General features: G+C 71.4%; 17 protein-coding genes. 11 read left to right on the forward strand and 6 right to left on the reverse strand.

What is annotated here, in order from left to right; translation table 11 throughout:
* The 3 genes from ACTWPT_RS22030 to ACTWPT_RS22040 form a co-directional block, all read right to left on the reverse strand.
* Positions 1 to 978, reverse strand: a complete 978-nt coding sequence (locus ACTWPT_RS22030) for an ATP-binding cassette domain-containing protein (RefSeq protein WP_443179314.1) — start codon at positions 976 to 978, stop codon at positions 1 to 3.
* Entirely contained in the window at positions 978 to 1,595 is a 618-nt protein-coding gene (locus ACTWPT_RS22035; RefSeq protein ID WP_443179315.1) for a PadR family transcriptional regulator, read from the reverse strand. The genes ACTWPT_RS22030 and ACTWPT_RS22035 overlap by 1 nt, the downstream gene beginning before the upstream one ends.
* Positions 1,596 to 1,677: 82 nt before the next feature.
* The gene (locus ACTWPT_RS22040) at positions 1,678 to 2,277 is read right to left on the reverse strand and encodes an SACE_7040 family transcriptional regulator (RefSeq protein ID WP_443179316.1); all 600 of its coding nucleotides are present in this window, start codon (positions 2,275 to 2,277) and stop codon (positions 1,678 to 1,680) included.
* A gap of 61 nt (positions 2,278 to 2,338) precedes the next feature.
* On the opposite strand from ACTWPT_RS22040, the gene ACTWPT_RS22045 reads away from it, so the two are divergent.
* The 6 genes from ACTWPT_RS22045 to ACTWPT_RS22070 all read left to right on the forward strand — a co-directional run bounded on the left by ACTWPT_RS22045 (position 2,339) and on the right by ACTWPT_RS22070 (position 11,720).
* Positions 2,339 to 3,910, forward strand: coding sequence for a carboxyl transferase domain-containing protein (locus ACTWPT_RS22045; RefSeq protein ID WP_443179317.1), 1,572 nt, complete (start codon positions 2,339 to 2,341; stop codon positions 3,908 to 3,910).
* A 10-nt stretch (positions 3,911 to 3,920) separates the two neighbouring features.
* Positions 3,921 to 5,876 (forward strand): acetyl/propionyl/methylcrotonyl-CoA carboxylase subunit alpha, encoded by a 1,956-nt coding sequence (locus tag ACTWPT_RS22050; protein ID WP_443179318.1) that lies wholly within the window; start codon positions 3,921 to 3,923, stop codon positions 5,874 to 5,876.
* Positions 5,876 to 6,781 carry a hydroxymethylglutaryl-CoA lyase gene (locus ACTWPT_RS22055; RefSeq protein WP_443179319.1) on the forward strand — a complete coding sequence of 302 codons (906 nt, stop codon included), beginning with the start codon at positions 5,876 to 5,878 and terminating at the stop codon, positions 6,779 to 6,781. Before ACTWPT_RS22050 ends, ACTWPT_RS22055 begins: the two co-directional genes overlap by 1 nt.
* 1 nt (position 6,782) lies before the next feature.
* Positions 6,783 to 7,919: an acyl-CoA dehydrogenase family protein gene (locus tag ACTWPT_RS22060; RefSeq protein ID WP_443179320.1), complete on the forward strand. Its 1,137-nt coding sequence runs from the start codon at positions 6,783 to 6,785 to the stop codon at positions 7,917 to 7,919.
* 45 nt (positions 7,920 to 7,964) lie between these two features.
* Positions 7,965 to 8,399 carry a GNAT family N-acetyltransferase gene (locus tag ACTWPT_RS22065; protein ID WP_443179321.1) on the forward strand — a complete coding sequence of 145 codons (435 nt, stop codon included), beginning with the start codon at positions 7,965 to 7,967 and terminating at the stop codon, positions 8,397 to 8,399.
* 288 nt (positions 8,400 to 8,687) lie between these two features.
* Complete coding sequence (locus ACTWPT_RS22070; RefSeq protein ID WP_443179322.1) at positions 8,688 to 11,720, forward strand: helix-turn-helix transcriptional regulator; 3,033 nt, start codon at positions 8,688 to 8,690, stop codon at positions 11,718 to 11,720.
* 463 nt (positions 11,721 to 12,183) lie between these two features.
* On the opposite strand, the gene ACTWPT_RS22075 is transcribed toward ACTWPT_RS22070, so the two are convergent.
* From ACTWPT_RS22075 to ACTWPT_RS22085, 3 genes are all read right to left on the reverse strand, one after another.
* Entirely contained in the window at positions 12,184 to 14,562 is a 2,379-nt protein-coding gene (locus ACTWPT_RS22075) for a hypothetical protein (RefSeq protein ID WP_443179323.1), read from the reverse strand.
* A gap of 83 nt (positions 14,563 to 14,645) precedes the next feature.
* Complete coding sequence (locus ACTWPT_RS22080; protein WP_443179324.1) at positions 14,646 to 15,596, reverse strand: carbohydrate kinase family protein; 951 nt, start codon at positions 15,594 to 15,596, stop codon at positions 14,646 to 14,648.
* Positions 15,597 to 15,608: 12 nt separating this feature from the next.
* Positions 15,609 to 16,535: a pseudouridine-5'-phosphate glycosidase gene (locus tag ACTWPT_RS22085; RefSeq protein ID WP_443179325.1), complete on the reverse strand. Its 927-nt coding sequence runs from the start codon at positions 16,533 to 16,535 to the stop codon at positions 15,609 to 15,611.
* A gap of 216 nt (positions 16,536 to 16,751) precedes the next feature.
* Between ACTWPT_RS22085 and ACTWPT_RS22090 the strand changes: the two genes are divergently transcribed.
* From ACTWPT_RS22090 to ACTWPT_RS22110, 5 genes are all read left to right on the forward strand, one after another.
* The gene (locus ACTWPT_RS22090) at positions 16,752 to 18,263 is read left to right on the forward strand and encodes a phytoene desaturase family protein (protein ID WP_443179326.1); all 1,512 of its coding nucleotides are present in this window, start codon (positions 16,752 to 16,754) and stop codon (positions 18,261 to 18,263) included.
* Between the two features lie 64 nt (positions 18,264 to 18,327).
* The gene (locus ACTWPT_RS22095; RefSeq protein ID WP_443179327.1) at positions 18,328 to 19,026 is read left to right on the forward strand and encodes a response regulator transcription factor; all 699 of its coding nucleotides are present in this window, start codon (positions 18,328 to 18,330) and stop codon (positions 19,024 to 19,026) included.
* Positions 19,023 to 20,429, forward strand: coding sequence for a sensor histidine kinase (locus ACTWPT_RS22100; RefSeq protein WP_443179328.1), 1,407 nt, complete (start codon positions 19,023 to 19,025; stop codon positions 20,427 to 20,429). The genes ACTWPT_RS22095 and ACTWPT_RS22100 overlap by 4 nt, the downstream gene beginning before the upstream one ends.
* A gap of 24 nt (positions 20,430 to 20,453) precedes the next feature.
* On the forward strand, positions 20,454 to 21,629 hold the full coding sequence (locus ACTWPT_RS22105; RefSeq protein WP_443179329.1) for a glycosyltransferase: 1,176 nt from the start codon (positions 20,454 to 20,456) through the stop codon (positions 21,627 to 21,629).
* Positions 21,626 to 23,590, forward strand: a complete 1,965-nt coding sequence (locus tag ACTWPT_RS22110; RefSeq protein WP_443179330.1) for a glycosyltransferase family 39 protein — start codon at positions 21,626 to 21,628, stop codon at positions 23,588 to 23,590. The genes ACTWPT_RS22105 and ACTWPT_RS22110 overlap by 4 nt, the downstream gene beginning before the upstream one ends.
* The last annotated feature ends 170 nt before the right edge of the window (positions 23,591 to 23,760 follow it).

Raw genomic sequence — 23,760 nt, forward strand, 5'->3', positions numbered from 1 at the left:
TCATCGCCTCGCCATCGCTCGCATGAAGGCCATGTTGCCGTCGCCCGCCTCGGCGTCGCGGATCGTGGAGCCGGTGTACGACATGAACACGTCGTCCAGGGACGGCCGCGCCACGCTCACCGCCTTGATCGGCATGCCGAGCTCCGCGAACAGCCGGGGCACGAACTCCTCGCCCGACGCTACCGCGAACGTCACCGCCCCCTCGTGCACGGCCGCCTCCAGCCCGAACCGCTCCCGCAACGCCTCGATGGCCTTGTTGTCATCGTCGGTGTGGATCTGCACACGGTCCTTGCCGACGCTTGCCTTCAGCGCCTCGGGCGATTCGATGACCACGATCTCGCCGTGGTCGATGATGGCGATCCTGTCGCAGTACTCGGCCTCGTCCATGTAGTGCGTGGTCATGAAGATGGTGATGTCCTCGGTAAGCCGCAGCTGGTTGATGTACCCCCAGATGGCCGAGCGGGTCTGCGGGTCGAGGCCGACGGTCGGCTCGTCGAGGAACAACACCCGGGGGGAGTGCAGCAGGCCGCGGGCGATCTCCAGCCGGCGCTTCATGCCGCCGGAGAATGTCATGACCTTGGCGTCCTTGCGGTCCCACAGCGCGACCATCTCCATCACCTGGCGGATCCGGTCGCCGACGACGTTCTTCGGCACGCCGTACAGCTCGGCGTGGAAACGCAGGTTCTGCTCGGCGCTCAGGTAGCCGTCGAGGGTGGGGTCCTGGAAGACGAGGCCGATGTTCCTGCGTACCTCGTCGCGCTCGCGCACCACGTCGTGCCCGGCCACGGTGGCGCTGCCGCCGGTGGGGTTGACCAGGGTGCAGAGCATGCTGATGGTAGTGGTCTTGCCGGCGCCGTTGGGGCCGAGGAAGCCGAACACCTCGCCGGGACGCACGTCGAAGTCGACGCCTTTGACGGCCTCGACCTTCCCGTACGTCTTCCGCAGGCCCCGTACGGCGACGGCCGGATGGTCGCTCATCAGTCCTCCGCCAGGATGTGGAAAACGGCTTTGCGGGTCTTCTTGATCAACTGTTTGGCCTCCTCCACCTGCCGGTCCCCGGCCGTGCGCACCAGGTGGGCGAAGGCCTCGTTGAGCTGGGCCCACAGCAGGCGCAGCTCGTGGCGGTCGGCCGGAACCGACCTCGCGACCTCCTCCCACGGCGCCTCCTCGGCGTGCCGGGCGGCCTGCTCGCGGCCCCGCTCCGTCAGCTGGTACGTGCGGCTGCCGCCCGACTCGTTGGCCGTCACCAGTCCTTCGTCCTCAAGCTGCTGGAGCGCCGGGTAGACCGAGCCGGGGCTGGGGCGCCACACGCCGCGGCTCCGTTGCTCGATGTCCTGGATCATCTGGTAGCCATTCTGCGGTCCCTCCAGGAGCAGGGCCAGCAGGGCCGCCCGGACGTCGCCGCGGCGTACGCGCGGCGCGGGCGCCTCCCAGTGGATCATCGTGCCGAACTCCGGCGCAGGCGGTGCGAACGGGTGGTCAGGCCCGAACGCCGCTCGCCGTAACCTCTCCGGGCCGGGCGGCGGGCCCGGCGGGAACGGGGGAGTGGGAGGGACAGGGGGCGGCGGGGCGTCCCAGAAATCTGGATCTCGCATGACGTCCTCCAACTATCGAGATACCGTGACGATATATCTAGATAGTTGGGCCAACAAGGCCTTTATGGAAGAAGCAGATAGGTTAGCGTTCGCTAACAGCGGAGGCGATCGCCGCCTTCGCCATCGCGTGCAACAGCGGCCGCATGTCCCGTCCTGGCAGCTCGCCCGCGCTGTGCGGGGTCGAGTTGAGCAGGCCGAAGACGGCGTGCGTGGTGGCGCGCAGGCGGGCCGCCGGGCACGCGGGGTGCAGCTCGGCCAGCACGGTCACCCACTCCTCGACATACAGCCGCTGCAGCCGCCTGATCTGCCGCCGCTGCGGCTCGGGCACGTTGCCCAGCTCCCTGTCGTGCACCGTGATCAGCGCCGGCTGCTCGATCGAGAACGTGATCTGCACGTTGAGCAACGCGTCGAGGGCCTGCCGCGGGTCCGGGGCGGAGGTGGCGACCGCGACGGCCGACTCGCGCAGCCGCGAGCTGACGTCCAGGAGCATCTCGGCGAGCAACGCGTCCTTGCCGCTGAAGTGCCGGTAGAGGGCGGGACCAGAGACGCCCACCGCGCCGCCGATGTCCTCGATCGAGACGCCGTGGAAGCCGCGTGCCGCGAACAGCCGGGCGGCCGCCTCCAGGATCTCCGCGCGCCTGTTGCGCCGATTGCGGGTAGAGGTGGTGGGAGCCGTGGTCACGTCTCACATACTAGACGGCTACGTTAATGATGACTAACATCCGTGCCATGAGGGGGGACGCATGAGCAGCGACTGGCCGGTGCTGAAGTCGGTCGCCGACCCGGGGAGTGAGGCGTTCAAACGCAACGCCGAGCTCAACGAGCGGCTCGCCGCCGAGCTGCTCGAACGCCTCGCCGTCGCCGCGCTCGGCGGCCCCGAGCGGTCGAGGCGGCGGCATGTCGAGCGCGGCAAGCTGCTGCCGCGCGACCGCGTCGACGGCCTGCTCGACCCGGGCTCCCGTTTCCTGGAGCTGTCGCCGCTGGCCGCGAACGGCCTCTACGACGACCAGGCGCCCGCCGCCGGGATCATCACCGGGGTCGGCCGGGTCTCCGGTCGCGAATGCGTGATCGTCGCCAACGACGCCACCGTCAAGGGCGGCACGTACTACCCGATCACCGTCAAGAAGCACCTGCGCGCGCAGGAGGTGGCCCTGCACAACCGCCTGCCGTGCGTGTACCTCGTGGACTCCGGTGGAGCGTTCCTGCCCAAGCAGGACGAGGTGTTCCCGGACCGCGAGCACTTCGGCCGCATCTTCTACAACCAGGCCACGATGTCCGCCCGCGGCATCCCGCAGATCGCCGCGGTGCTCGGCTCCTGCACGGCGGGCGGCGCGTACGTGCCCGCGATGAGCGACGAAGCCGTCATCGTGCGCGGCCAGGGCACGATCTTCCTGGGCGGCCCGCCGCTGGTGAAGGCGGCCACCGGCGAGGAGGTCACGGCCGAGGAGCTCGGCGGCGGCGACCTGCACTCCCGGGTCAGCGGCGTCACCGACCACCTGGCCGAGGACGACGCGCACGCCCTCGCCATCGTCCGCGACATCGTCTCCACACTCGCCCCGCGCGCCGCCCGGCCGTGGGACACGATCGCGCCGGAGCCGCCCCGGCAGGACCCGCGCGACCTGTACGGGATCGTGCCCGGCGACACGCGGCAGCCGTACGACGTGCACGAGCTGATCGCCAGGATCGCGGACGGGTCGCGGTTCCTGGAGTTCAAGGCGGAGTACGGATCGACGCTCGTGACCGGGTTCGCCCATGTTCACGGCCATCCGGTGGGGATCGTGGCGAACAACGGCATCCTGTTCAGCGAATCCGCCATGAAGGGCGCGCACTTCATCGAGCTGTGCGACCAGCGGCGCATCCCCCTCGTCTTCCTACAGAACATCAGCGGGTTCATGGTCGGCAAGGCGTACGAGGCGGGCGGCATCGCCAAGCACGGCGCCAAGATGGTCACCGCCGTGTCCTGCGCGCGGGTGCCCAAGTTCACGGTCGTGATCGGCGGATCGTTCGGGGCAGGGAACTACGCGATGGCCGGGCGGGCGTACTCGCCCAGGTTCCTGTGGATGTGGCCGAACGCCCGCATCTCGGTCATGGGCGGCGAGCAGGCCGCGAACGTCCTCACCACCGTCGGCAACGCCGACGCCGATGCGATCAGGGCCCAGTACGAGCACCAGGGGAACCCGTACTACTCCACGGCCAGGCTCTGGGACGACGGCGTGATCGACCCGCTCGACACCCGCACCGTCCTCGGCCTGGCGCTCTCCGCGGCGGCCAATGCCCCGCTCGAGCCCGCGGGCTACGGCGTCTTTCGGATGTGACGGAGTGACCATGTTGTTCGAGCGTGTTCTGATCGCCAACAGGGGCGAGATCGCCGTACGGATCGTCCGCACGTTGCGCGGGCTCGGCATCACGTCGGTGGCCGTGCACACGGCGTCCGACGCGGGCGCCAAGCACGTGCTCGAAGCCGACGTAGCCCTCCAGGTGACGAAATATCTCGATATTGAGGCGATTGTTGGGGCGGCTCGGGATTCGGGGGCGCAAGCCGTCCATCCCGGATACGGGTTTCTCGCGGAGAACGCCGAGTTCGCGCGGCGCTGCGCCGCGGCCGGGCTGGTCTTCGTCGGCCCGCCGGCCGAGGCCATCGAGGCGATGGGCGACAAGATCCGCGCCAAGGCCACCGTGTCGGCCGCCGGGGTGCCGGTGGTGCCGGGCGCGGCCGAGCCGGACGAGGCGCTGGAGGCCTGGCGGGACTTCCCCGCGCTCATCAAGCCGTCCGCCGGGGGCGGCGGCAAGGGCATGGTGCTGGTGCGGTCGGCCGCCGAGCTGCCCGAGGCGCTGGAGTCGGCACGCCGTACGGCACGGGCGGCCTTCGGGGACGGCACCCTGCTGATCGAGCGGTACGTCGACCGCCCCCGCCACATCGAGATCCAGATCCTGGCCGACGCCCATGGGAACGTCGTGCACCTCGGCGAGCGCGAGTGCAGCCTGCAGCGCAGGCACCAGAAGATCATCGAAGAGGCGCCGTCGCCCTTCGTGACGCCGCCGATGCGCGCCCGGATGGGGGCGGCGGCGGTGGAGGCCGCGAGGGCGGTCGGGTACGTGGGCGCCGGCACGGTCGAGTTCATCGTGGACGGCGCCACCGGGGCCTACCACTTCATGGAGATGAACACGCGCCTGCAGGTCGAGCACCCCGTCACGGAGCTGGTGACCGGTGTGGACCTGGTGGAGCTGCAGCTGCGGGCGGCGGCGGGGGAGCGGCTGCCGTTCGGGCAGGAGGACGTCCGGCTCGACGGGCACGCGGTCGAGGCCCGTGTGTACGCCGAGGACCCGGCCCGCGGCTTCCTCCCCACGGGCGGCCGCGTCCTGCTCCTGCGTGAGCCCGGCGGTGCCGCCACGTCCGATGTCCGGGTGGACTCGGGGCTGGTCCAGGGCGGGGTCGTGGGCAGCGAGTTCGACCCGATGTTGTCCAAGGTCGTGGCCTGGGCGCCGGACAGGGAGGCGGCGCTCAGGGCGCTCGACCGGGCCCTCGCCGGCACGGCCGTACTCGGCGTGGTCACCAACGTCCCGTTCCTGCGCGCCCTGGCCGCCCATCCGGCCGTCGTGGCGGGTGAGCTGGACACCGGCCTGGTCGAGCGCGTGCTGCCCGGCCTGATCCCCGGTGTGGACGTGCAGGATGAGGTGCTCGCCGCCGCAGGGCTGGTCTTCCACGCCCTCCCGCGGGGCGACGACCCGTGGGAGGTAACCGACGGCTGGCGGGTCGGCGAGCGTGCGTGGACGACCTGGCGGCTGGAGTCTCGGGATGGCGTGCATGCGGTCCAGGTGCGCGGCCTGCCCGAAGAGTCCGCCGAAGTCCTGATAAACGGTCAGAAAGTCGCCGCGCGGGTCCGGAAGGGCGGGGCCGGACTGGTGGTCACCGTCGGCGGCCGTACCGAGCACTACCTTCATGTCCGCGACGCCGACACGCTCTGGCTCGGCAAGGACGGCCGAGCGTGGGCTTTCACGCGTCATCTCATCGGCGACCCCGGAGACCGCCCAGGCGCGGCCGCGGCCGGTGACGGCGTGGTCAGGAGCCCCATGCCGGGCACCGTCCTGGTCGTCAAGGCGCAGGTCGGCGAGCGGGTGAGCAAGGGCCAGCCGCTGGTCATCGTGGAGGCCATGAAGATGGAGCACACGGTCACCGCCCCGTGCGACGGCGTGCTCTCCGAACTGCCCGCCGAAGCCGGCCGGCCGGTCGACATGGACGCCGTCCTGGCCGTGGTCACCAGCGAGGGGGAGGAGGCGTGATGCCGTACCCCATGGAAGGCCTTCCGCACCAGGTCACGATCTACGAGGTCGGCCCGCGCGACGGGCTGCAGAACGAGTCCGCGGTCGTGCCCGTCGAGGTCAAGGCCGAGTTCATCGACCGGCTCGCGGACGCGGGGCACAAGGTGATCGAGGCGACCAGCTTCGTGCACCCGAAGTGGGTGCCGCAGCTGGCCGACGCCGACGAGCTGCTCACCAGGCTGCACCGCAGGACGGGCGTGCGCTACCCGGTGCTTGTGCCGAACCTGCGCGGCCTCGACCGGGCCCTCGACCTGGGCGTGGACGAGATCGCGATCTTCGCCAGCGCCACCGAGACGTTCGCGGCCAAGAACCTCAACCGGAGCCTGGAGAGCCAGTTCGACATGTTCGAGCCGGTCGTGGCCAGGGCGGTGGACAACGGGATCAAGGTGCGGGCATACGTGTCGATGTGCTTCGGCGACCCCTGGGAGGGGCCGACGCCGATCTCGCAGGTGGTCACGGTCGGCGAGCGGCTGCTCGGGCTCGGGTGCTACGAGCTGTCGCTCGGCGACACCATCGGCGTCGGCACGCCCGGGCACGTGACCGCGCTGATCAAGGCGTTCCGCCGGCCGGACCGGCTCGCCGTGCACTTCCACGACACCTACGGCCAGGCGCTCGGCAACACGCTGGCGGCGCTGCGGGCGGGAGTGACCACCGTGGACGCCTCCACGGGCGGCATCGGCGGCTGCCCCTACGCCGAGTCCGCCACCGGCAACCTCGCCACCGAAGACCTCGTCTGGATGCTGCGCGGGCTCGGCATCGAGACCGGGCTCGACCTGGGCAAGCTCGTGGCCACCAGCACCTGGCTGGCGGAGCTGCTCGGCCGGCCCAGCCCATCCCGCGTCGTGCAGGCGCTGTCGAAAGGCTGAAATGCTCAAGGACGAGTACGAAGAGCTGCGCAAAACGGTCGAGGCGTTCGCCCGCGACGTGGTGGCGCCGGTGATCGGCGACTACTACGAGCGCGAGGAGTTCCCGTACGACATCGTGCGGCAGATGGGCGCGATGGGCCTGTTCGGCCTGCCGTTCCCCGAGGAATACGGCGGGATGGGCGGCGACTACTTCGCCCTGTGCCTGGCGCTGGAGGAGCTGGCCCGCGTCGACTCCAGCGTGTCGATCACCCTGGAGGCGGCGGTATCGCTGGGCGCGATGCCGATCTACCGGTTCGGCACCGAGGAGCAGCGCGCGCACTGGCTGCCCAGGCTCACCGCCGGGACCGAGCTGGGCGCGTTCGGACTGACCGAGCCGGGCGGCGGCACGGACGTGCCGGGCGGGATGCGGACGACGGCCGTGCTCGACGGCTCGGAGTGGGTGATCAACGGGACGAAGGCATTCATCACGAACTCCGGCACCGACATCACCGCCGTCGTCGGCGTGGCCGCGCTCACCGGCGATCGGGAGATCTCCACGATCCTCGTCCCCAGCGGCACCCCCGGCTTCACCGTCTCCAAGAAATACTCCAAGGTCGGCTGGAACGCCTCCGACACCCGCGAGCTGTCCTTCGCTGACTGCCGCGTGCCCGCCGGCAACCTCCTCGGCGAACGCGGCCGCGGCTACGCCCAGTTCCTCCAGATCCTGGACGAGGGCCGCATCGCGATCGCCGCGCTCAGCGTGGGCCTGGCCCAGGGCTGCGTGGACGAGTGCCTGAAGTACGTCAGGGACAGGAAGGCGTTCGGCCATGCGATCGGCCACTACCAGGCCATCCAGTTCAAGATCGCCGACATGGAGGCGCGGGCCCACACCGCCCGCCTGGCCTACTACCACGCGGCCGAGCGCATGCTGGCCGGGCTGCCGTTCAAGAAGGAGGCGGCGATCGCCAAGCTCGTCGCCTCCAACGCGGCCATGGACAACTCCCGCGAGGCCACGCAGGTGTTCGGCGGGTACGGGTTCATGAACGAGTTCCCCGTCGGCCGCTTCTACCGCGACGCCAAGATCCTGGAGATCGGGGAGGGCACGAGCGAGGTCCAGCGCATGCTCATCGCCCGCCAACTCGGCCTGGGCGACCTGTAGGGGGTATTTGCGCAGGCGATGCAGGACCATCTAGTGTCATTGCTCATGACGGCTGACGATCTTCTCATCAGGAGGGCGGAGAAGTCGGACGCGGACGAGGTGTTCGCGTTGGTGCGCGACTTCGGGCTGACGTTCCGGCCCGAGCGCGAGGCCTTCGACGCCGCCCTGCCCGAGCTGCTGGCGAACCACGACGCCCTGCTGCTCACGGCCGTCGTGAACGGGCAAGTCCACGGCTACCTGCTGGGGTTCGTGCATTTGACGTTGTTCGCGAACGGACCCGTCGCCTGGGTCGAGGAGGCCATGGTCCAGTCGGGGTCGCGCCGGCAGGGAGTCGGGCGGGCGCTGCTGGAGGAGTTCGAGCGGTGGGCCCGCTCGCGCGAGGCGGGATACGTGGCCATGGCGACGCGGCGGGCGCCGGAGTTCTACCACGCGCTCGGATACGAGGCCTCGGCCACGTTCTTCCGCAAGGTGCTGCGCTAGCCCCGGTCTTCTTCTCCCGCAAGGTGCTAGCCCCGGTCTTCTTCTCCCGCAAGGTGCTGCGCTAGCCCCGGTCTTCCGCGCATGCCGCTTTCGCCGCAGCTCGGCCGCTGGAGATCTCCCGGCACCGGCGCCGCCGATTCCCGCACCCCGCCGCCCTCTGCCCGACGGAGGGAGTGCAGGCCGGCGCTTCTCCGCCCTCCTTCCGAAGGGGCCCACCACCGGAGTGCGGCCGTCTCAAGGGATGGCGGGCCGGCGCTTCTGTCGGAGACGGATGGCATCCTTGCCTACGTGAGTATCCACGCCGTGAGCCCCCTGTTCGTCGGGCGTGCCCGCGAGCTCGCCGTGCTCGGAGACGCGCTCGCCAGAGCACGTGCCGGGGTGCCGTCCACCGTGCTGGTCGGCGGCGAGGCCGGGGTCGGCAAGACGCGGCTGGTCGGCGAGTTCGTCGACCGGGCCGACGACGCCATGGTGCTCGTCGGCGGCTGCCTTGAGCTGGGCACGGAGGGCCTGCCTTTCGCGCCGTTCACCGCCGTGCTGCGTGGGCTCGTGCGGGAGCTGGGCCGCGACGGGGTCGCGGCGCTCGTGCCCGGAGGCACGACGCGGGCTCTGGCACGGCTGCTGCCCGAGTTCGGCGAGCCGGACAAGGATGGTCCGGAGGCCAGGGCCCGCCTGTTCGAGCTGGTGCTGGGGCTGCTGGAGCGGCTGGCCGAGGAGCGCGCCGTCGTGCTCGTCGTCGAGGACGCGCACTGGGCCGACCGGTCCACCCGCGACCTGCTGTCCTTCTTGGTCCGCTACCAGCGCACCGCCGGCCGCTTACTGATCGTGGTCACGTACCGCACCGACGAGCTGCACCGCACCCACCCGCTGCGGCCTATGCTCGCCGAGCTGGGCCGGGTGGAGTGGGTGGCCAGGGCCGAGCTGCGCAGGCTGACCCGCAGGGAGGCGATCGCCCAGGCGGCCAGCATCCTGGAGCGGGAGCCGTCCCCCGCCGACATGGACCTGATCTACGCGCGCAGCGAGGGCAACCCGCTGTTCGTGGAGGCGTTGCTCAGCGAGGCCGGCGGCGGCGACGCGCTGCCCGAGTCGCTGCGCGACCTGCTGCTCGCCAGCGTCGAGCGGCTGCCGGAGGAGACCCAGGAGCTGCTGCGGGTGGCCAGCGCGGGCGGCCAGCGCATCGAGCATGACCTGCTCTCCGCGGTCGCCGGACTCGACGAGAGCGCGCTCTCCCGCGCGCTGCGGCCCGCCGTGGCCGGCAACGTGCTGGTCGTCGACGGCGAGGGCTACAGCTTCAGGCACGCGCTCATCCGCGAGGCGCTCCACGACGACCTGCTGCCCGGCGAGCACACCCGCCTGCACACGCGCTACGCCGAGGCGCTGGAGCGCGACCTGTCGATCCTGCCCGCCCCACGCGGCGCGATCGAGCTGGCCCACCACTGGCACTCCGCCCACGACTCCACCTGGGCCCTGGTCGGCGCGTGGCACGCGGCCGCCGCGGCCCGCAAGTCCACCGCGTACGACGAGCAGCTCGGCATGTTGTCCAGGGTGCTGGAGCTGTGGGACCAGGTGCCCGACGCGGCCGAGCGCATCGGCTGCGACCGGCTCGGCGTGCTCAAGCAGATCGCCACGGTGGCCCACCTCGCCGGCGAATACGAGCGGGCCATCGCCTTGGCCAGCGCAGCGCTGGCCGAGTTGGATCAGCAGGCCGATCCGATCAGGACCGCCGTGGTGCTGCGCCAGCGTGGCCTGACCCGTTACGACCTGGGGCGTCCCGGCTACCTCGACGATCTGCGCCGCGCCGCCGAGCTGGTGCCCGCCGACCCGCCGAGCAAGCTCCGCGGCCAGGTGCTGGAGACACTGTCGCGCATGCTCCATGGGCCGGAGGACTGGTCGGAGAAGGTCGCCACGGCCGAGCAGGCCAGGGCGATCGCTCGCGAGGTGGGCGACGCCAACGTCGGGGCGCACGCCCTCATCAACCTGACCTGGGCGCGCTTCGGCTATGCCGAGATCGAGGCCCAGATGGCGGCGTTCGCCGAGGCGCGAGGCATCGCCTCCGGCGGAGACGCGTACAACGCGCTGATGCGCTGCGCCATCTCCGAGTCCGACGCGCTGGAGGGCGCGGGCTGGCACGAGCGGGCCGCCCAGGTCGCCAGGGACGGCGTCGAGGAGGCCGCCCACTACGGACTGGCCCGCACGTCGGGCACATTCTTGGCGATCAACCTGGCCGAGCCGCTGGTGTCGCTCGGACGGTGGGACGAGGCGCTCCAGGCCATCGAGCACGCGCTCGACCTCACACCGCCGGCTCCCTACCGGGCCAGCCTGCAGGGGTTCGTCACGGACATCGCGCTCGCACGGGGGCAGTTCGACCGGGCGGAGCAGATGCTGGGGGCCTCGCGCAGCGTATTGTCTCGGGGGACGTACCGAGATCAGACGGTGTTGCCGCATCTGTGCAGGGAGGTGCAGCTGCTGCAGGGGCGGGGGCAGATGGAGGAGGCGGTACGCACGGCGGCCCGCGCTCTGGAAGAGCGCGACCTGGTCATCAGCCCGCGGTATGCCTGGCCGGTGCTGGTGACCTTCGCCCGGCTCCTCCTGGCCGTCGTGCCGCCCGGGCTGCGCTCCGGGGGCGTCGCGGGTCCCACCGCCCCTCCCGCCCAGGCCGGCTCCGGTGCGAGCGTGGGCGCGGGCGTGGGTGCGGTGCAAGCTCCCGGTGCGCTCGTGCAGTTCGCTCTGTCGCTCATGCCGCGGCTTCGGGCGCTGGGGCAGGAGCTCCCGGCCGTGGGGGATCTGCAGCAGGCACACCGGCTCACGTTCAGCGCGTTGACCGGGCCGGAGACGCCGATCGAGGACGCCGCGGAGCTGGCCGCCTGGCAGCTCAAGGCTTGGGATCTGGCGGCGGGGGCGTGGGCGGCGCTGCGGCAGCCGTACGCGGAGGCCAGGAGCACGATGGGCGCCGCGCAGGCGGCGCTGGCGGCCGGGGATCGGCAGGAGGCGGCGACGCGGCTGACGCGGGCCCGGGAGCTCGCCGTGCACCTCGGCGCCACGCCGCTGCTGGAGCAGATCGACGTCTTCGGACGGCGGGCCAGGATCGGGGGATCCGAGGAGACGGCTGCGGACGGGCAGCCGCTGGGGCTGACGGCGCGGGAGCTGGAGGTGCTGCGCGAGGTGGCGAACGGGCGGAGCAACCGGGAGATCGCCGAGGCGCTGTTCATCTCGGTCAAGACGGTGAGCGTGCACGTATCCAACATCCTGGCCAAGCTCGGGGCCGCCACCCGCGGCGAGGCCGCCGCCACCGCCCACCGGCTCCACCTCTTCGACGCCCCATAACGGGCGCCCCTCGGCACGAACCATGCCGCTCGTGCGATGGGTGGCGCGCGTCCTTGACGCCGGCCTCGTGCATTGGTTTCGTGCGGCCGGGTTTCGTTCGGCCCGGTTTCGTGCGGCCCGGCTTTGTGGGGCCGGATTCGTTCGCGGCTTCGCGCTTCGGTGCCGGGGCCCTAGCCGTGTCGTCGCGTTCGGCCGTGCTCTTCGGTTTCGTGCCTGCTGGCACGATCGCGCTGGTGCTCGGTCGCCTGCGTTTCGTTGCCGGGCTTCTTGTCGCGTACCGGCACCTCGTCCGTGGTGCTCTCCCGACGCGGGCTTTCCGTTCCACCCCCATCATGTACGGCTTCGCCAAGTGGACCGCCACCCGCCGCACGTGGCCGGGGGCCTCCAGGAAAACGCCCTCTGACCCCGCACGGGGCCGGGCGCCGTTACGTGCGCCGCCGGACCCGATGGACGTGGTGAGCGCTCAGGCGGTCAGCTGGGCTTCCAGGCGGTAGCCGTCCACCGTGACGTACACCTGGTCGCCCGGGCGCGCGTTCAGCCGCATGAGCACCGGCTGGAGCGAGTCGAAGACCGGCTGGTGACCTTGCCAGACCAGGACGATGGCGTTGTCGCCGGGACCGGTGACCGACAGCAGGGTGCCGGGGCGCATGCCGAGCTGCGCGGCGTAGCCCTCGGGCACCGGCACCGGGCCGCCGCGCAGGTGCTCAGGGGTGACCTCGATGCGCTGCCAGCGGCGCGGGTCCGAGGAGGGGCTCGGCAGCGGCGGGGGCGGCGTGGCCGGGGTGCCCGCCACGGGCAACATGCCGGAACGGCCGCCCGACAGCGCCGACAGCGTGGCCAGGGCCGCGGACGGGTCAATGGAGGCGGTGGTCGCGGGCGGGATGGGCTGGCCGCCCCGGTGGTGGTGGCCGTTGGCGCCCGGGGTGCGGCGGGGCAGAGGCTGGGCCGGCGACTCGGACGAGGCGGCCGGGTTGGGCGCGGTCTCGCTAGGCAGGGCATCGAGCCATGCCTTGGCCGAATGGGCGCGGATGCCCAGCTCCGCCATCAGCTCGACGACGTCGGCGTCGGGCGGGCTGGAGGCGAGGAGTTGCCGCGTACGGGCCTGCAGGCCGTGGATGTCGCCCACCACCAGCCAGCCGTCCTGGAGGCGGCGGTCCGGCATGAGCGTGACCAGCACCCGCCACAGCGGGGTGCGCAGCGACGGCACTGTCACGGGGTGGGCCGGGTCGGCGCCGATGAGCTGGTCTTCCGTGGCTGCCGCGCCGAGCCACTCGGTCAGGCGGAACATGTGTCCCGTGACCGGGGCGGACTCCGACGAGCGCAGCCAGTGCAGCACACGTTCCTCGGCGGTGCGCTGGGCCTGGGAGAGGGCGTCCCGCTCGACCAGCATCTTGTGCGCGAGCGTGCGCAGGCTGACCGGGTCCTCGGCGAACAGCCGGTGCACGGCCACGGCCAGCTCGAGTTTGTCCAGGTTGCGGAACAGGCTGTCCACCACTCGGACCATGGCGTGGTCGGTGTCGGACGGCACGGGACTGGAGGACGCCGCGCCCGGCGTCGAGTACGCGGGAGTGCGCGGGGCGCTCTTGGAGGCGTCCGCGCCGGGGATGGCTGGGAGCGAGCCGGTGCTCGGACCGCCGGGGATGGCTGGGAGCGAGCCGGTGCTCGGACCGCCGGGGATGGCTGGGAGCGACCCGGTGCTCGGACCACCGGGGATGGCCGGGAAGGATCCTGTGCTCGGACCGCCGGGAACGGGCCCGCCCGAGGTCGGGATGCGTGGCATGGAACCGGTGTCCCGGCGGCCGGACTGAGGGCCGGCGGGGCGCTGCGGGAGGCGTTCGGGCTGGCCGGGGCGCTGGGGGAGGCCGCCCTCGCCCGCGAAGCCCTGGCGTGGTCCGCCGCCGCCCTGCGGCTGCGCGGGGAAGGACCCTGTCTGGCGTTGCGGACCGCTCTCCGGCTGCGCCGGGAAGGACCCTGTCTGGCGTTGTGGGCCGCTTTCCGGCTGGGGCGGGATCGACCCTGCTGGACGCTGTGGGCCGCGCTCCTGCTGAGCGGGAAAGGACCCGGTCTGGCGCCCGCCGTCCGATGGCGGCGCCGTCTGATGCTGGGAGCCGGCGTCCGCGGCAGGGAAGGGGCTCGCCTGACGCTCCGGCGGCTGGCCGGGGAGGCCGCCGTTCTGGCGTTGTGGCGGGCCGTCACCATGGGCGGCGGCGAGAGGGCCGGCGGTTTGCGGTTGCCGCGCGGGGCCTTCGGGCCGCGCGGCGGGGGAACCACCCTGGGCGGGGGCGAACGGACCACTCTGGGCGGCGAACGAGCCGGTCTGGGGATCCGGCCCCGTCCTTCTGGTCTCGTCCTGCGCGGGGGTCGCGCCGCGCGGCAGCGGGCGCGTCACCTCCGGGCGACCCGGCTGTGCGGCCTCCCGCTGGGCGGGGATGCGGCCGAGTATCTCGCGGAAGACCGAGCCGATCACGACTTCGGGCGTCGCGGACGGGGTGCTCAGGTCGCTGGGGGACAGGCGGCGCAGCCGCTGCCAGCCGCCGAGACCGATGATCGCCGTACGGGTGGCCTCCGGCCAGCCGGGCAACGCCGGGTCGACGCGGTGGACCGTCAGCGCGGGCAGCAGGTCGACCAGCGGCAGGTGATCCCAGCGAGAGGAGGCCAGCCGGGCGAGACGTTCACAGATCCAGTCGAGGCCCGCCGTGCCGAGCGCCTTCGACAGCGCGAGCGAGGACCACCACCCCGCGGGCAGGCGCGGATCGCCCAGCGCCTCAGCCACCTGCTGTGGTCGGCTCCAGCGCAGAGCAGGGACTAGGTCGCTCAGGCAGATCGATGACTCGACTTCCATCGGCGGACCTTATCCTCCCCAGTGAGCCGCGTGGTGGCGCCCGTAACGCATGTGGCTAATGGTGCAGCCTACGCGGCAAGCTATCAATCAGTGTGAATTGGGTAAAGACGGTTCAGGTCCAAACCGTACCGTGGACGGCCGCCCACCTGGGCCACACATGCGGCACCCGCACGGCAACCTGACTCCAAAGCGCCCGGTTCGCCGACCCCCTGCAAACTTGCTGTGAGAAACCCCGCGGCGAATGCGTCACCTGCTCCGGTGGAGTCTACGACCTCGGCGGGCAACCCGGGGGTCGTTGCCACGATCGCGCCGTCCACGGCGGCCAGCGCGCCCTCGGCGCCCAGCTTCACGGCCGCTGTGCCGTATCTCTCACTCAGCAGTACGGCGGCGCGCTCCGCGGTTGAGGAGCCGGTGAGCAGGAGGGCCTCGTCGAGGTTCGGGATGATCAGGCCGGCGGGAGCGGTCTCGCACAGGAAACGTTCGATGCCGAAGTCGCGCAGCGGTCCCGTCGAGGCAGGATCGATGCTGACCGGCACGCCCGCGGCCGCCGCGTCCGCCATGGCGACCCTGGCCAGGCGCAGGCCAGGCGCGGCGAAGAGCAGGTACCCGGACAGGTGGAGGCGGGCGACGCCGTCCAGCAGGGCAGGGTCCCAGTCGTCCTCTGAGATCAGGCCGCCCGCGCCGCGATTGGTGAGCATCGAACGCTCGCCGCTCCTGTCCACCATCGCGATCACCACGGCGGTGGGATGCTCGGGATCCACCGTCACGTGGGGGCGTACCCCGATCTTGGCCAGTTCGGCGGTGTGCCAGTCGCTGCTGTCGTAGCCGAGCCTGGTCAGCAGGCGGGCGTCGGCGCCCAGGTGGGCGGCCCAGGCGGCGGTGTTCGCGCCGGAGCCGCCGGGGCGCAGCACGATGTCGGCGGCCGTATCGGTGCCCGACATGACGGGCGAACCGTGCAACGCCACCACATCGGTGACCACGTCGCCGATGACCAGCAGCCCGCGGTCCGTCACAGCGGTCTCAGAAGTCGGCATGAGATCGCCTGGTCACCGTCGCGCCCAGGCTAGGGCGATGCGGGCGGCCAGGGCGGTGTTGCCGCGTACGGCGGCCAGGTTCGCCTCCAGGGAGGCGCCGCCGGTGCCGTTCACCAGGTAGCCCAGCAGGAACGGGGTGATCGCCTGCCCCTTGACTCCCTCGCGCTCGGCGGCGGCCAGCGCCTCGGCCAGCACCCGGTCGTGCAGCTCGGGGTCGAGCTGCACGTCCTCGGGGACCGGATTGGCGACGATCAGCGCCGTCTCCTGTCCGCCGAGCGCGTCCTGGCCGCGCATGATCTCCGCCGCCTCGTCGGGCGACTCGATCCGCCAGTCGATCGGCTGGCCGGAGGAGTGCAGGTAGAAGCCGGGGAAGGTGTCGGTGCGGTAGCCCACCACGCTCACGCCCCTGGTCTCCAGCCGCTGCAGCGTCGCCGGCACGTCGAGGATGGACTTCACGCCCGCGCACACGACCGTGATGCGGGTACGGGCCAGCGTGTCGAGATCGGCGGACTCGTCCTGGTCCTCGGTCCACCCCCGGTGCACACCGCCGAGCCCGCCGGTGGCGAACACCCGGATCCCGGCGCGGGCGGCAAGGAACGACGTGGCCGACACGGTGGTCGCGCCGCTGGCCTTCAGCGCCGCCGCCACGGGCAGGTCCCGCTGGCCCAGCTTGCGCAGCCCGGACTCGGTCGCGATGCGCTCCAGCTCCACCTCGGTCAGGCCGATCCTGGGCACGCCGTCCAGCACGGCGATCGTGGCCGGCACGGCCCCGGCGGCCCGGACGACTCCCTCCAGCTCACGCGCCACCTCCAGGTTGCGCGGCTGCGGCAGTCCGTGGGAGATGATCGTGGACTCCAGTGCGACGACGGGCGCGCCGCCGGCCAGGGCCTCGGCCACCTCGTCGGACGGCTGGAGTACGGAGTCGGTGGTGCGGCGCATGGTGGGTTTCGTGCTCCTCGCGTGATCCTTACCCTGCTCAGGGCGAACGTGGAAGTTTACGGCATTTCCGAGGGTCCGCTGAGACCGCCGTCCACTTGAGTGGATGTCTCCTGGAACGTGCCGTCCCGAGCAGCATCGCATCGCGAGCCCGAGCCGATCAAGGAACCCTTCCCCTGGCGTTGACGAGAGGAGTGGTATGGGCTTTAAAGTGCGAGGATGAGGTCGTATGACGTGATTGTCGCAGGGGGCGGGCACAACGGGCTGGTCGCGGCCGCCTACCTCGCCGGAGCCGGCCGGCGGGTCCTGGTGCTGGAGCGGCTGGACCACGCGGGCGGGCTGGCGATCTCCGCGCAGGCCTTCCCCGGCGTGGACGTGCGGCTGTCGCGTTACTCCTACCTCGTCAGCCTCCTGCCCTCGAGCATCGTCCGCGACCTGGGGCTCGCCCTGGAGCTGCGGCGGCGCCGCTACGCTTCGTACACGCCCACCGGCGACACCGGGCTGCTGGTCGACAACGAGGACGCGGCGCGTACGGCGGCTTCTTTCGCGGCCGTCACCGGCGGCGAGGCCGACCACAAGGCGTGGCAGGACTTCTACGGCATGACCGCGCGGGTGGCGCAGGCGCTGGCCCCCACCCTGCTCGAACCCCTGCGCTCCGCCGCCGAGATCGAGCGCCGGGTCGGCGCGGAGGCGTGGCGGGACCTGTTCCAGCGGCCGATCGGTGCGACCGTGGACGAGCGGTTCGGCGACGACACCGTGCGCGGCGTCGTGCTCACCGACGCGCTCATCGGCACGTACGCCGACCCGGCCACCGACCTGCTGGCCAACCGGTGCTTCCTCTACCACGTGATCGGCGACGGCACCGGCGAGTGGAACGTGCCCGTCGGCGGCATGGGAGCGGTGTCCGGGGCGCTCGAAGCGGCGGCCCGGCGGGCGGGCGCCGAGATCAGGACCGGCGCGGAGATCATCGGGATCTCGCCGTCCGGGGAGGTCGCGTTCGTGGACGCGGACGGGGAGCACGCGGTGAACGGCGGGCACGTGCTGGTCAACCTGCCGCCCGCGGTGCTGGACCGGCTGCTCGGCAGACCGCAGACCCTGCCCGAGGGGGCGCAGCTGAAGGTCAACATGGTCCTCAGCAGGCTGCCGAGGCTGAAGGACACCTCCGTTGATCCGAAGGCGGCCTTTAGTGGGACGTTCCACATCAACGAGAGGCGCGATCAGCTGGCGGCGGCGTACGCGCAGGCGGCGCGGGGCGAGATCCCGGAGCTGCCGCCGGCGGAGGTCTACTGCCACTCGCTGACCGACCCGTCGATCCTCGGGCCCGGGTTGCGGGGGAGTGCGGAGACGATGACGTTGTTCGGGCTGCACATGCCCGCCCGGCTCTTCCGGAAGAATCCTGATAAGGCGCGCGATGATGCCCTCCGCGCCACCTTCGCCTCCATCAACTCCGTCCTCGCCGAGCCCATCGAGGACTGCCTGCTCCAGGCCCCCGACGGCACTCCGTGCGTGGAGGCCAAGAGTCCGGTGGACCTGGAACGGGAGGCCGGGCTGCCCGGCGGCCACATCTTCCACACCGACCTGAGCTGGCCGTACGCCGAAGAAGGCCAGGGCGGATGGGGCGTGGAGACAGAGCACGGCCGTATCCTCATGTGCGGCGCCGGTGCCCGCAGAGGCGGCGGCGTGAGCGGCATCGGCGGTCACAACGCCGCGATGGCCCTCCTGAGATCATGATCCTCATGAAACGTGGATGAGCGCGTTTATGAGCTTTTCATGATGAGCCTCTAGCGTTTGCACCATGAGTGAGCCCGCACGGTTGCTGGTGGTGGACGACGAGCCCGCGTTGCGCGAGGCGCTGCAGTCGAGTCTGGAGTTCGAAGGCTACAAAGTCGTCACGGCCAACGACGGGCAGGCGGCGCTGGACGAGCTCGCCCGCGAGTCCTATGACGCCGTGCTGCTCGACGTCATGATGCCCCGCCTCGACGGGCTGACCGCCTGCCGCAGGCTGCGCGGCTCGGGCAACCACATCCCGGTCCTCATGCTCACGGCCCGCGACGCGGTCGGCGACCGCGTGTCCGGGCTGGACGCCGGTGCCGACGACTACCTGGTCAAGCCGTTCGAGCTGGACGAGCTGCTGGCCCGGGTCCGCGCTCTGCTGCGGCGCGGCGCGCTGAGCACAGGTCCCGAGGAGGACGGCACGCTGTCGTACGGCGATCTGCGCATGGACCCGGCGACCAGGGAGGTCATGCGGGGCGGGCGCGGGCTCGACCTGACCAGGACCGAATACCTGCTGATGGAGCTGTTCCTGGCGCATCCGCGGCAGGTGCTGACCCGGGATCAGATCCTGAGCGAGGTGTGGGGGTTCGACTTCGAGCCGAGCTCCAACTCGCTCGACGTGTACGTGATGTACCTGCGACGCAAGACCGAGGCCGGGGGTGAGCCGCGGGTGATCCACACCGTGCGCGGGGTCGGCTATGTGCTCCGGACGTCGCCGTGATCTGGCGCAGCCTGCGCACCCGGCTCACCTTCCTGGTCGCGGCCGCGGTCGCACTGGCCATCGCGGTCAGCGCGGGCGCCTGCTTCATGATCGTGCGCAAGCAGCTCTATGACCAGGTGGAACGGGAACTGAAGCCGAAGGCCAGCAACAACCTGCCCTGGCTGGTGGACCACTGCAGGCCGGAACCGGCGCCCGCCGGCCCTTACGGCCCGCCGCAGTCGACCCAGATCATCTACAGCGACGGCCGCCCCACCTGCTACTACGGCGTCGCGCTGAAGGTCACGCCGGACGACACCCAGATGGCGCGGGAGGGCGGCAAGCCTCACATGCACAACGGGGTCGCCGAGGACGGCACCCCCATGCGCATCCTCACCATCAACGTCGGCCCGGGCATGGCGGTCATGGACGCCCGGCCGATCGGACACCTGCAGTACACCCTGCGCAATGTCGCGATGCTGCTCGGCTTCGTCTCCGCGCTCGGTGTGCTGGGCGCGGCCACCGCCGGGCTGCTCATCGCCCGTGCCGCGCTGCGCCCGGTGGGGCGGCTCACCCGGGCTGTCGAGCACATCGCGCAGACCGAGGACCTCGACACGCGCATTCCCGTCAAGGGCAACGACGAGATCGCCCGGCTCAGCTCTTCCTTCAACGCCATGACCACCGCCCTGGCCGGTTCGCGCGAACGCCAGAAGCAGCTGGTCGCCGACGCCGGGCACGAGCTGCGCACGCCCCTGACGACCCTGCGTACCAACATCGACCTGCTGCTGCGCAGCGAGCAGACCGGCCGCAGCCTCGACCCCGAGGCCAAGCGGCGCCTGCTGGTCAACGTGAAGGCGCAGTTCGCCGAGCTGTCCACGCTGGTCGCGGACCTGCTCCAGCTCGCCAGGGGCGACACCGAGCACGAGCCGCACGTCGAGCTGGCCTTCCACGAAGTGGTGACGGCGGCCGTGGAACGGGCCAGGCTGCGTGGCGCCGAGGTCGTTACCGATCTCAGCCCCTGGTACGTCGTCGGCAGCGCCACCTCGCTCGAACGCGCCGTGCTCAACCTCATCGACAACGCCGCCAAGTTCAGCCCCGACAGCCAGGTCGAGGTGTCGCTGAAGGGCGGCAAGCTCACCGTGCGCGACTATGGCCCGGGACTGCCCGAAGAGGAGCTGCCGCACGTCTTCGAGCGGTTCTGGCGTTCACCGTCCGCCCGCGGCCTGCCCGGATCCGGGCTCGGGCTGGCGATCGTCGCCCAGACCGTCGAGGAGGCCGAGGGCAAGGTGAGCCTGGCGAACGCGCCGGGCGGCGGAGCGATCGCCACGATCGATCTCCCTGGAACTCTCATGCGTGACTCAGAATCGGAGACGCTGGATTCCTCCCGAACTCTCATCCGTAACTCAGAATCGGATAAGTCCCGTTAAAGGCGCGAACCATGTGCTAGGTGCATGAACACCACAGCAGTCAGGACGCGCCTGGTCGAGGTGGTCGTCCCGGTCTACAACGAGCAGCGGGCGCTGCGCGCGAGCGTCACCCGCCTGCACGCCTACCTGACCGGGAACCTCCCCTACGGCTTCCGGATCACGATCGCCGACAACGCCAGCGCGGACAACACCCGGCAGATCGCCACCGAGCTGGCCGGGGAACTCCCGCACGTGCGGGTCGTGCACCTCGACGAGAAGGGCCGCGGGCGGGCCCTGCGGCGAGTCTGGTCGGAGAGCGACGCCGACGTCGTCAGCTACATGGACGTGGACCTGTCCACCGATCTGGATGCGTTCCTGCCCCTCGTGGCGCCGCTGCTGTCGGGCCACAGCGACCTGGCCATCGGCACCCGGCTGTCGCGGGCCTCGCGGGTCGAGCGCGGCCCCAAGCGCGAGTTCATCTCCCGCTCGTACAACCTGCTGCTCCGCTCGGTGATGGGGGCCGGGTTCTCGGACGCGCAGTGCGGCTTCAAGGCCGTCCGTACGGAGATCGCCCAGGCCCTGCTGCCCGGTGTCGAGGACGAGGAATGGTTCTTCGACACCGAGCTGCTGCTCCTGGCCGAGCGCCACGGGCTGCGCATCCACGAAGTGCCCGTGGACTGGGTGGACGATCCGGACAGCCGGGTCGACATCCTCCGGACCGCCCTCGACGACCTGCGTGGCCTGGCCAGGGTGGCGCGCAAGACGCTGTCCGGGGCCGCGCGCATCCCCGTGCCCGCACGGGTGCAGCGGGCCGAGCTGCCGAAGGGGATGGCCAGGCAGCTGCCCAGGTTCGCGATCGTCGGGGTGGTCAGCACGCTGGCATACCTGGCGCTGTACTCGCTGCTGCGGCCGATGGTCTCGCCGCTGGCCGCCAACGCGGTCGCGCTGCTGGTCACGGCCGTGGCCAACACCGCCGCCAACCGGCGCTTCACGTTCGGCGTCACGGGGTCGGCAGGGGCGATGCGGCACCAGTTCGAGGGGCTGATCGCGTTCCTCGTCGGGCTGGCGCTCACCTCGGGCAGCCTCTCGCTGCTGCCCGACGGGGTCTCGCACGGGGTGGAGCTGCTCGCCGTCATCGTCGCGAACGCGGCCGCCACGCTCGTACGCTTCCTGCTCCTGCGCGTGTGGGTCTTCAACCCCAAGAGGAGGACCGTCCGATGACCATCACCGCGCCGCGGCCCGCGCACCGGGCCGCCGAGAGCCGGTCGCTGCCCGCCCGCCTGTTCCTGGGCGCCGAGGACGATCCCCGCTGGTCGCGTCCCGCGTTGTGGGCAGTGCTGGCGACCGCGTTCGTCCTCTACGCGTGGGCGCTGAGCGGCAACGCCAACGCCTACTACGCCGCCGCGATCGTCTCGGGCACCCAGAGCTGGAAGGCGTTCTTCTTCGGCGCGCTCGACGCCGGGTCCTTCATCACCGTGGACAAGCCGCCGCTGGCCCTGTGGGTCATGGGGCTGCCGGCGCGGATCTTCGGCTACAGCACGTGGAGCATGCTGATCCCGCAGGCCCTGGCCGGCGTGGCGGCCGTCGGGCTGGTCCACTCCGCCGTGCGGCGGGCCTTCCCGGCGGGAGTACGGGCGGGGCACGTGGCCGCGCTGGTCGCGGCCGTCGTCATGACGCTCACACCGATCACCGTGGCGATCAACCGGGACAACAACCCGGACACGGTGCTCGTGCTGCTGCTGGTGCTGGCCGCCTGGTTCTGCCTGGAGTCGCTGCGGACAGGGCGGCTGCGGTCGCTGCTGTTCGCCGCGTTGTTCGTGGGGCTGGCGTTCAACGCCAAGATGTTGCAGGCGTACCTGGTGGTGCCGGCGTTCGGGGTGGCGTACCTGGCCTGCGCCCGGGTGTCGTGGCTCAAGCGTGCAGGGCATCTGCTGGCCGCCGGCGCGGTGCTGCTGGCGTCCAGCGCCTGGTGGATGGTCATCGTGGACTTGTGGCCGGCCGAGTCGCGGCCCTACATCGGCGGCTCGACCGACAACTCCGTCTGGGACCTGGTCATCGGCTACAACGGCCTCGGCCGGATCTTCGGCCAGGGCGAGTCCGGCGGCGGGGGCGGGGGTGCCGGCTTCGGCGGGGAGTCCGGGGCCGGGCGGCTGTTCAACGACGTCATGGCCGGGCAGATCTCCTGGCTGCTGCCGTTCTGCGTGGCGGCGCTGGCGTTCGCGGTCGTGACGCGGGTGCGGCGCCTGCCGTCCGAGGACGCGCCTTCGGGGGCGGCGTGGCTGGTGTGGGGCGGCTGGCTCGTCGTCCACTACATGGTGTTCAGCTTCTCCAGCGGGACCTTCCACCCGTACTACACGACCGCCATGGCGCCGGCCGTGGCCGCGCTGAGCGGGATGGGCGTGGTCGTCATGTGGCGGGCGTACCGGCGGTCGCGGGCCTGGGCGTGGGTGCTGCCGCTCGCGGTGGCCGTGACCGGTGGCTGGTCGTTCGTGGTGCTGCGCCGCACGCCGGACTGGGCGCCGTGGCTGGCCTGGATCGTGCTCGGGGCGACCCTGGTGGCCGTGGTGGTGCTTGTTCTGGCCCGGATGCGGGCGCAGGTCACGGTCAAGGTGGCGGCTCTCGCGCTGGCGGCCACGGTGATCGCCGGGCTGGCCGGGCCGGCCGCGTACGCGGTGACGCCGCTGCAGTCCCAGGTGAACGGCACCAACCCGACCGCCGGGCCCTCGACGGGCGGTGGGATGGGCGGGTTCGCCCGGCCGGGCGGCATGCCCGGCGGCGGCCAGTTCCCCGGCCGCCAGGCCGGACAGGGCGGGACGGCAGGCACGCAGCGGCCGTCCGGCTTCATGCGGGGTGGGGTGAGCGACTCCGTGGCCAAATACCTCGTGGCCAACCAGGGCAAGGCCACCTGGTTGGTCGCGGTGAGCAGCGCGCAGCAGGCGTCGTCCCTGATCCTGTCCACCGGCAAGCCGGTGATCGCCATGGGTGGTTTCACGGGCAGCGATCCGGCCATGACCGTCGAGCGGCTCAAGGAGCTCGCGTCGTCGGGACAGCTCCGGTATGTCATGGCGGGTGATGATCGGGGTGGGCCCGGTGGGCGGGGGAACGCCGAGGTGACGAGTTGGGTGCAGGAGAACTGCACGGCGGTGGATGGGCAGGACGGTCTATACGACTGCGCGACGTAATTACGAAGGGGCGCCGCCAGGTCGGCGCCCCAAATTTCTTTGCCGCAAATACGAGGATTAGTCCGGATTTAGTGTCGCTATCTGCCCTCTGACCTGGGGAAACTTTTTTCGGTTTCGTTTGCGGACGGCGATCAGCGGGGTATTCTCGACGCAGTCAACGGGACCGGAGA

This window comes from Nonomuraea sp. 3N208 (assembly GCF_052245935.1).
GTDB lineage: Bacteria > Actinomycetota > Actinomycetes > Streptosporangiales > Streptosporangiaceae > Nonomuraea.

Excerpts from the sequence above, each read along its gene's own strand:
- ACTWPT_RS22085 (WP_443179325.1), bottom strand. The coding sequence starts at position 16,535 with ATGCGCCGCACCACCGACTCCGTACTCCAGCCGTCCGACGAGGTGGCC.
- ACTWPT_RS22055 (WP_443179319.1), top strand. The coding sequence starts at position 5,876 with ATGCCGTACCCCATGGAAGGCCTTCCGCACCAGGTCACGATCTACGAG.
- ACTWPT_RS22050 (WP_443179318.1), top strand. The coding sequence starts at position 3,921 with ATGTTGTTCGAGCGTGTTCTGATCGCCAACAGGGGCGAGATCGCCGTA.
- ACTWPT_RS22075 (WP_443179323.1), bottom strand. The coding sequence starts at position 14,562 with ATGGAAGTCGAGTCATCGATCTGCCTGAGCGACCTAGTCCCTGCTCTG.
- ACTWPT_RS22080 (WP_443179324.1), bottom strand. The coding sequence starts at position 15,596 with ATGCCGACTTCTGAGACCGCTGTGACGGACCGCGGGCTGCTGGTCATC.
- ACTWPT_RS22045 (WP_443179317.1), top strand. The coding sequence starts at position 2,339 with ATGAGCAGCGACTGGCCGGTGCTGAAGTCGGTCGCCGACCCGGGGAGT.
- ACTWPT_RS22095 (WP_443179327.1), top strand. The coding sequence starts at position 18,328 with ATGAGTGAGCCCGCACGGTTGCTGGTGGTGGACGACGAGCCCGCGTTG.
- ACTWPT_RS22065 (WP_443179321.1), top strand. The coding sequence starts at position 7,965 with ATGACGGCTGACGATCTTCTCATCAGGAGGGCGGAGAAGTCGGACGCG.
- ACTWPT_RS22110 (WP_443179330.1), top strand. The coding sequence starts at position 21,626 with ATGACCATCACCGCGCCGCGGCCCGCGCACCGGGCCGCCGAGAGCCGG.
- ACTWPT_RS22030 (WP_443179314.1), bottom strand. The coding sequence starts at position 978 with ATGAGCGACCATCCGGCCGTCGCCGTACGGGGCCTGCGGAAGACGTAC.
- ACTWPT_RS22060 (WP_443179320.1), top strand. The coding sequence starts at position 6,783 with ATGCTCAAGGACGAGTACGAAGAGCTGCGCAAAACGGTCGAGGCGTTC.
- ACTWPT_RS22035 (WP_443179315.1), bottom strand. The coding sequence starts at position 1,595 with ATGCGAGATCCAGATTTCTGGGACGCCCCGCCGCCCCCTGTCCCTCCC.
- ACTWPT_RS22090 (WP_443179326.1), top strand. The coding sequence starts at position 16,752 with ATGAGGTCGTATGACGTGATTGTCGCAGGGGGCGGGCACAACGGGCTG.
- ACTWPT_RS22105 (WP_443179329.1), top strand. The coding sequence starts at position 20,454 with ATGAACACCACAGCAGTCAGGACGCGCCTGGTCGAGGTGGTCGTCCCG.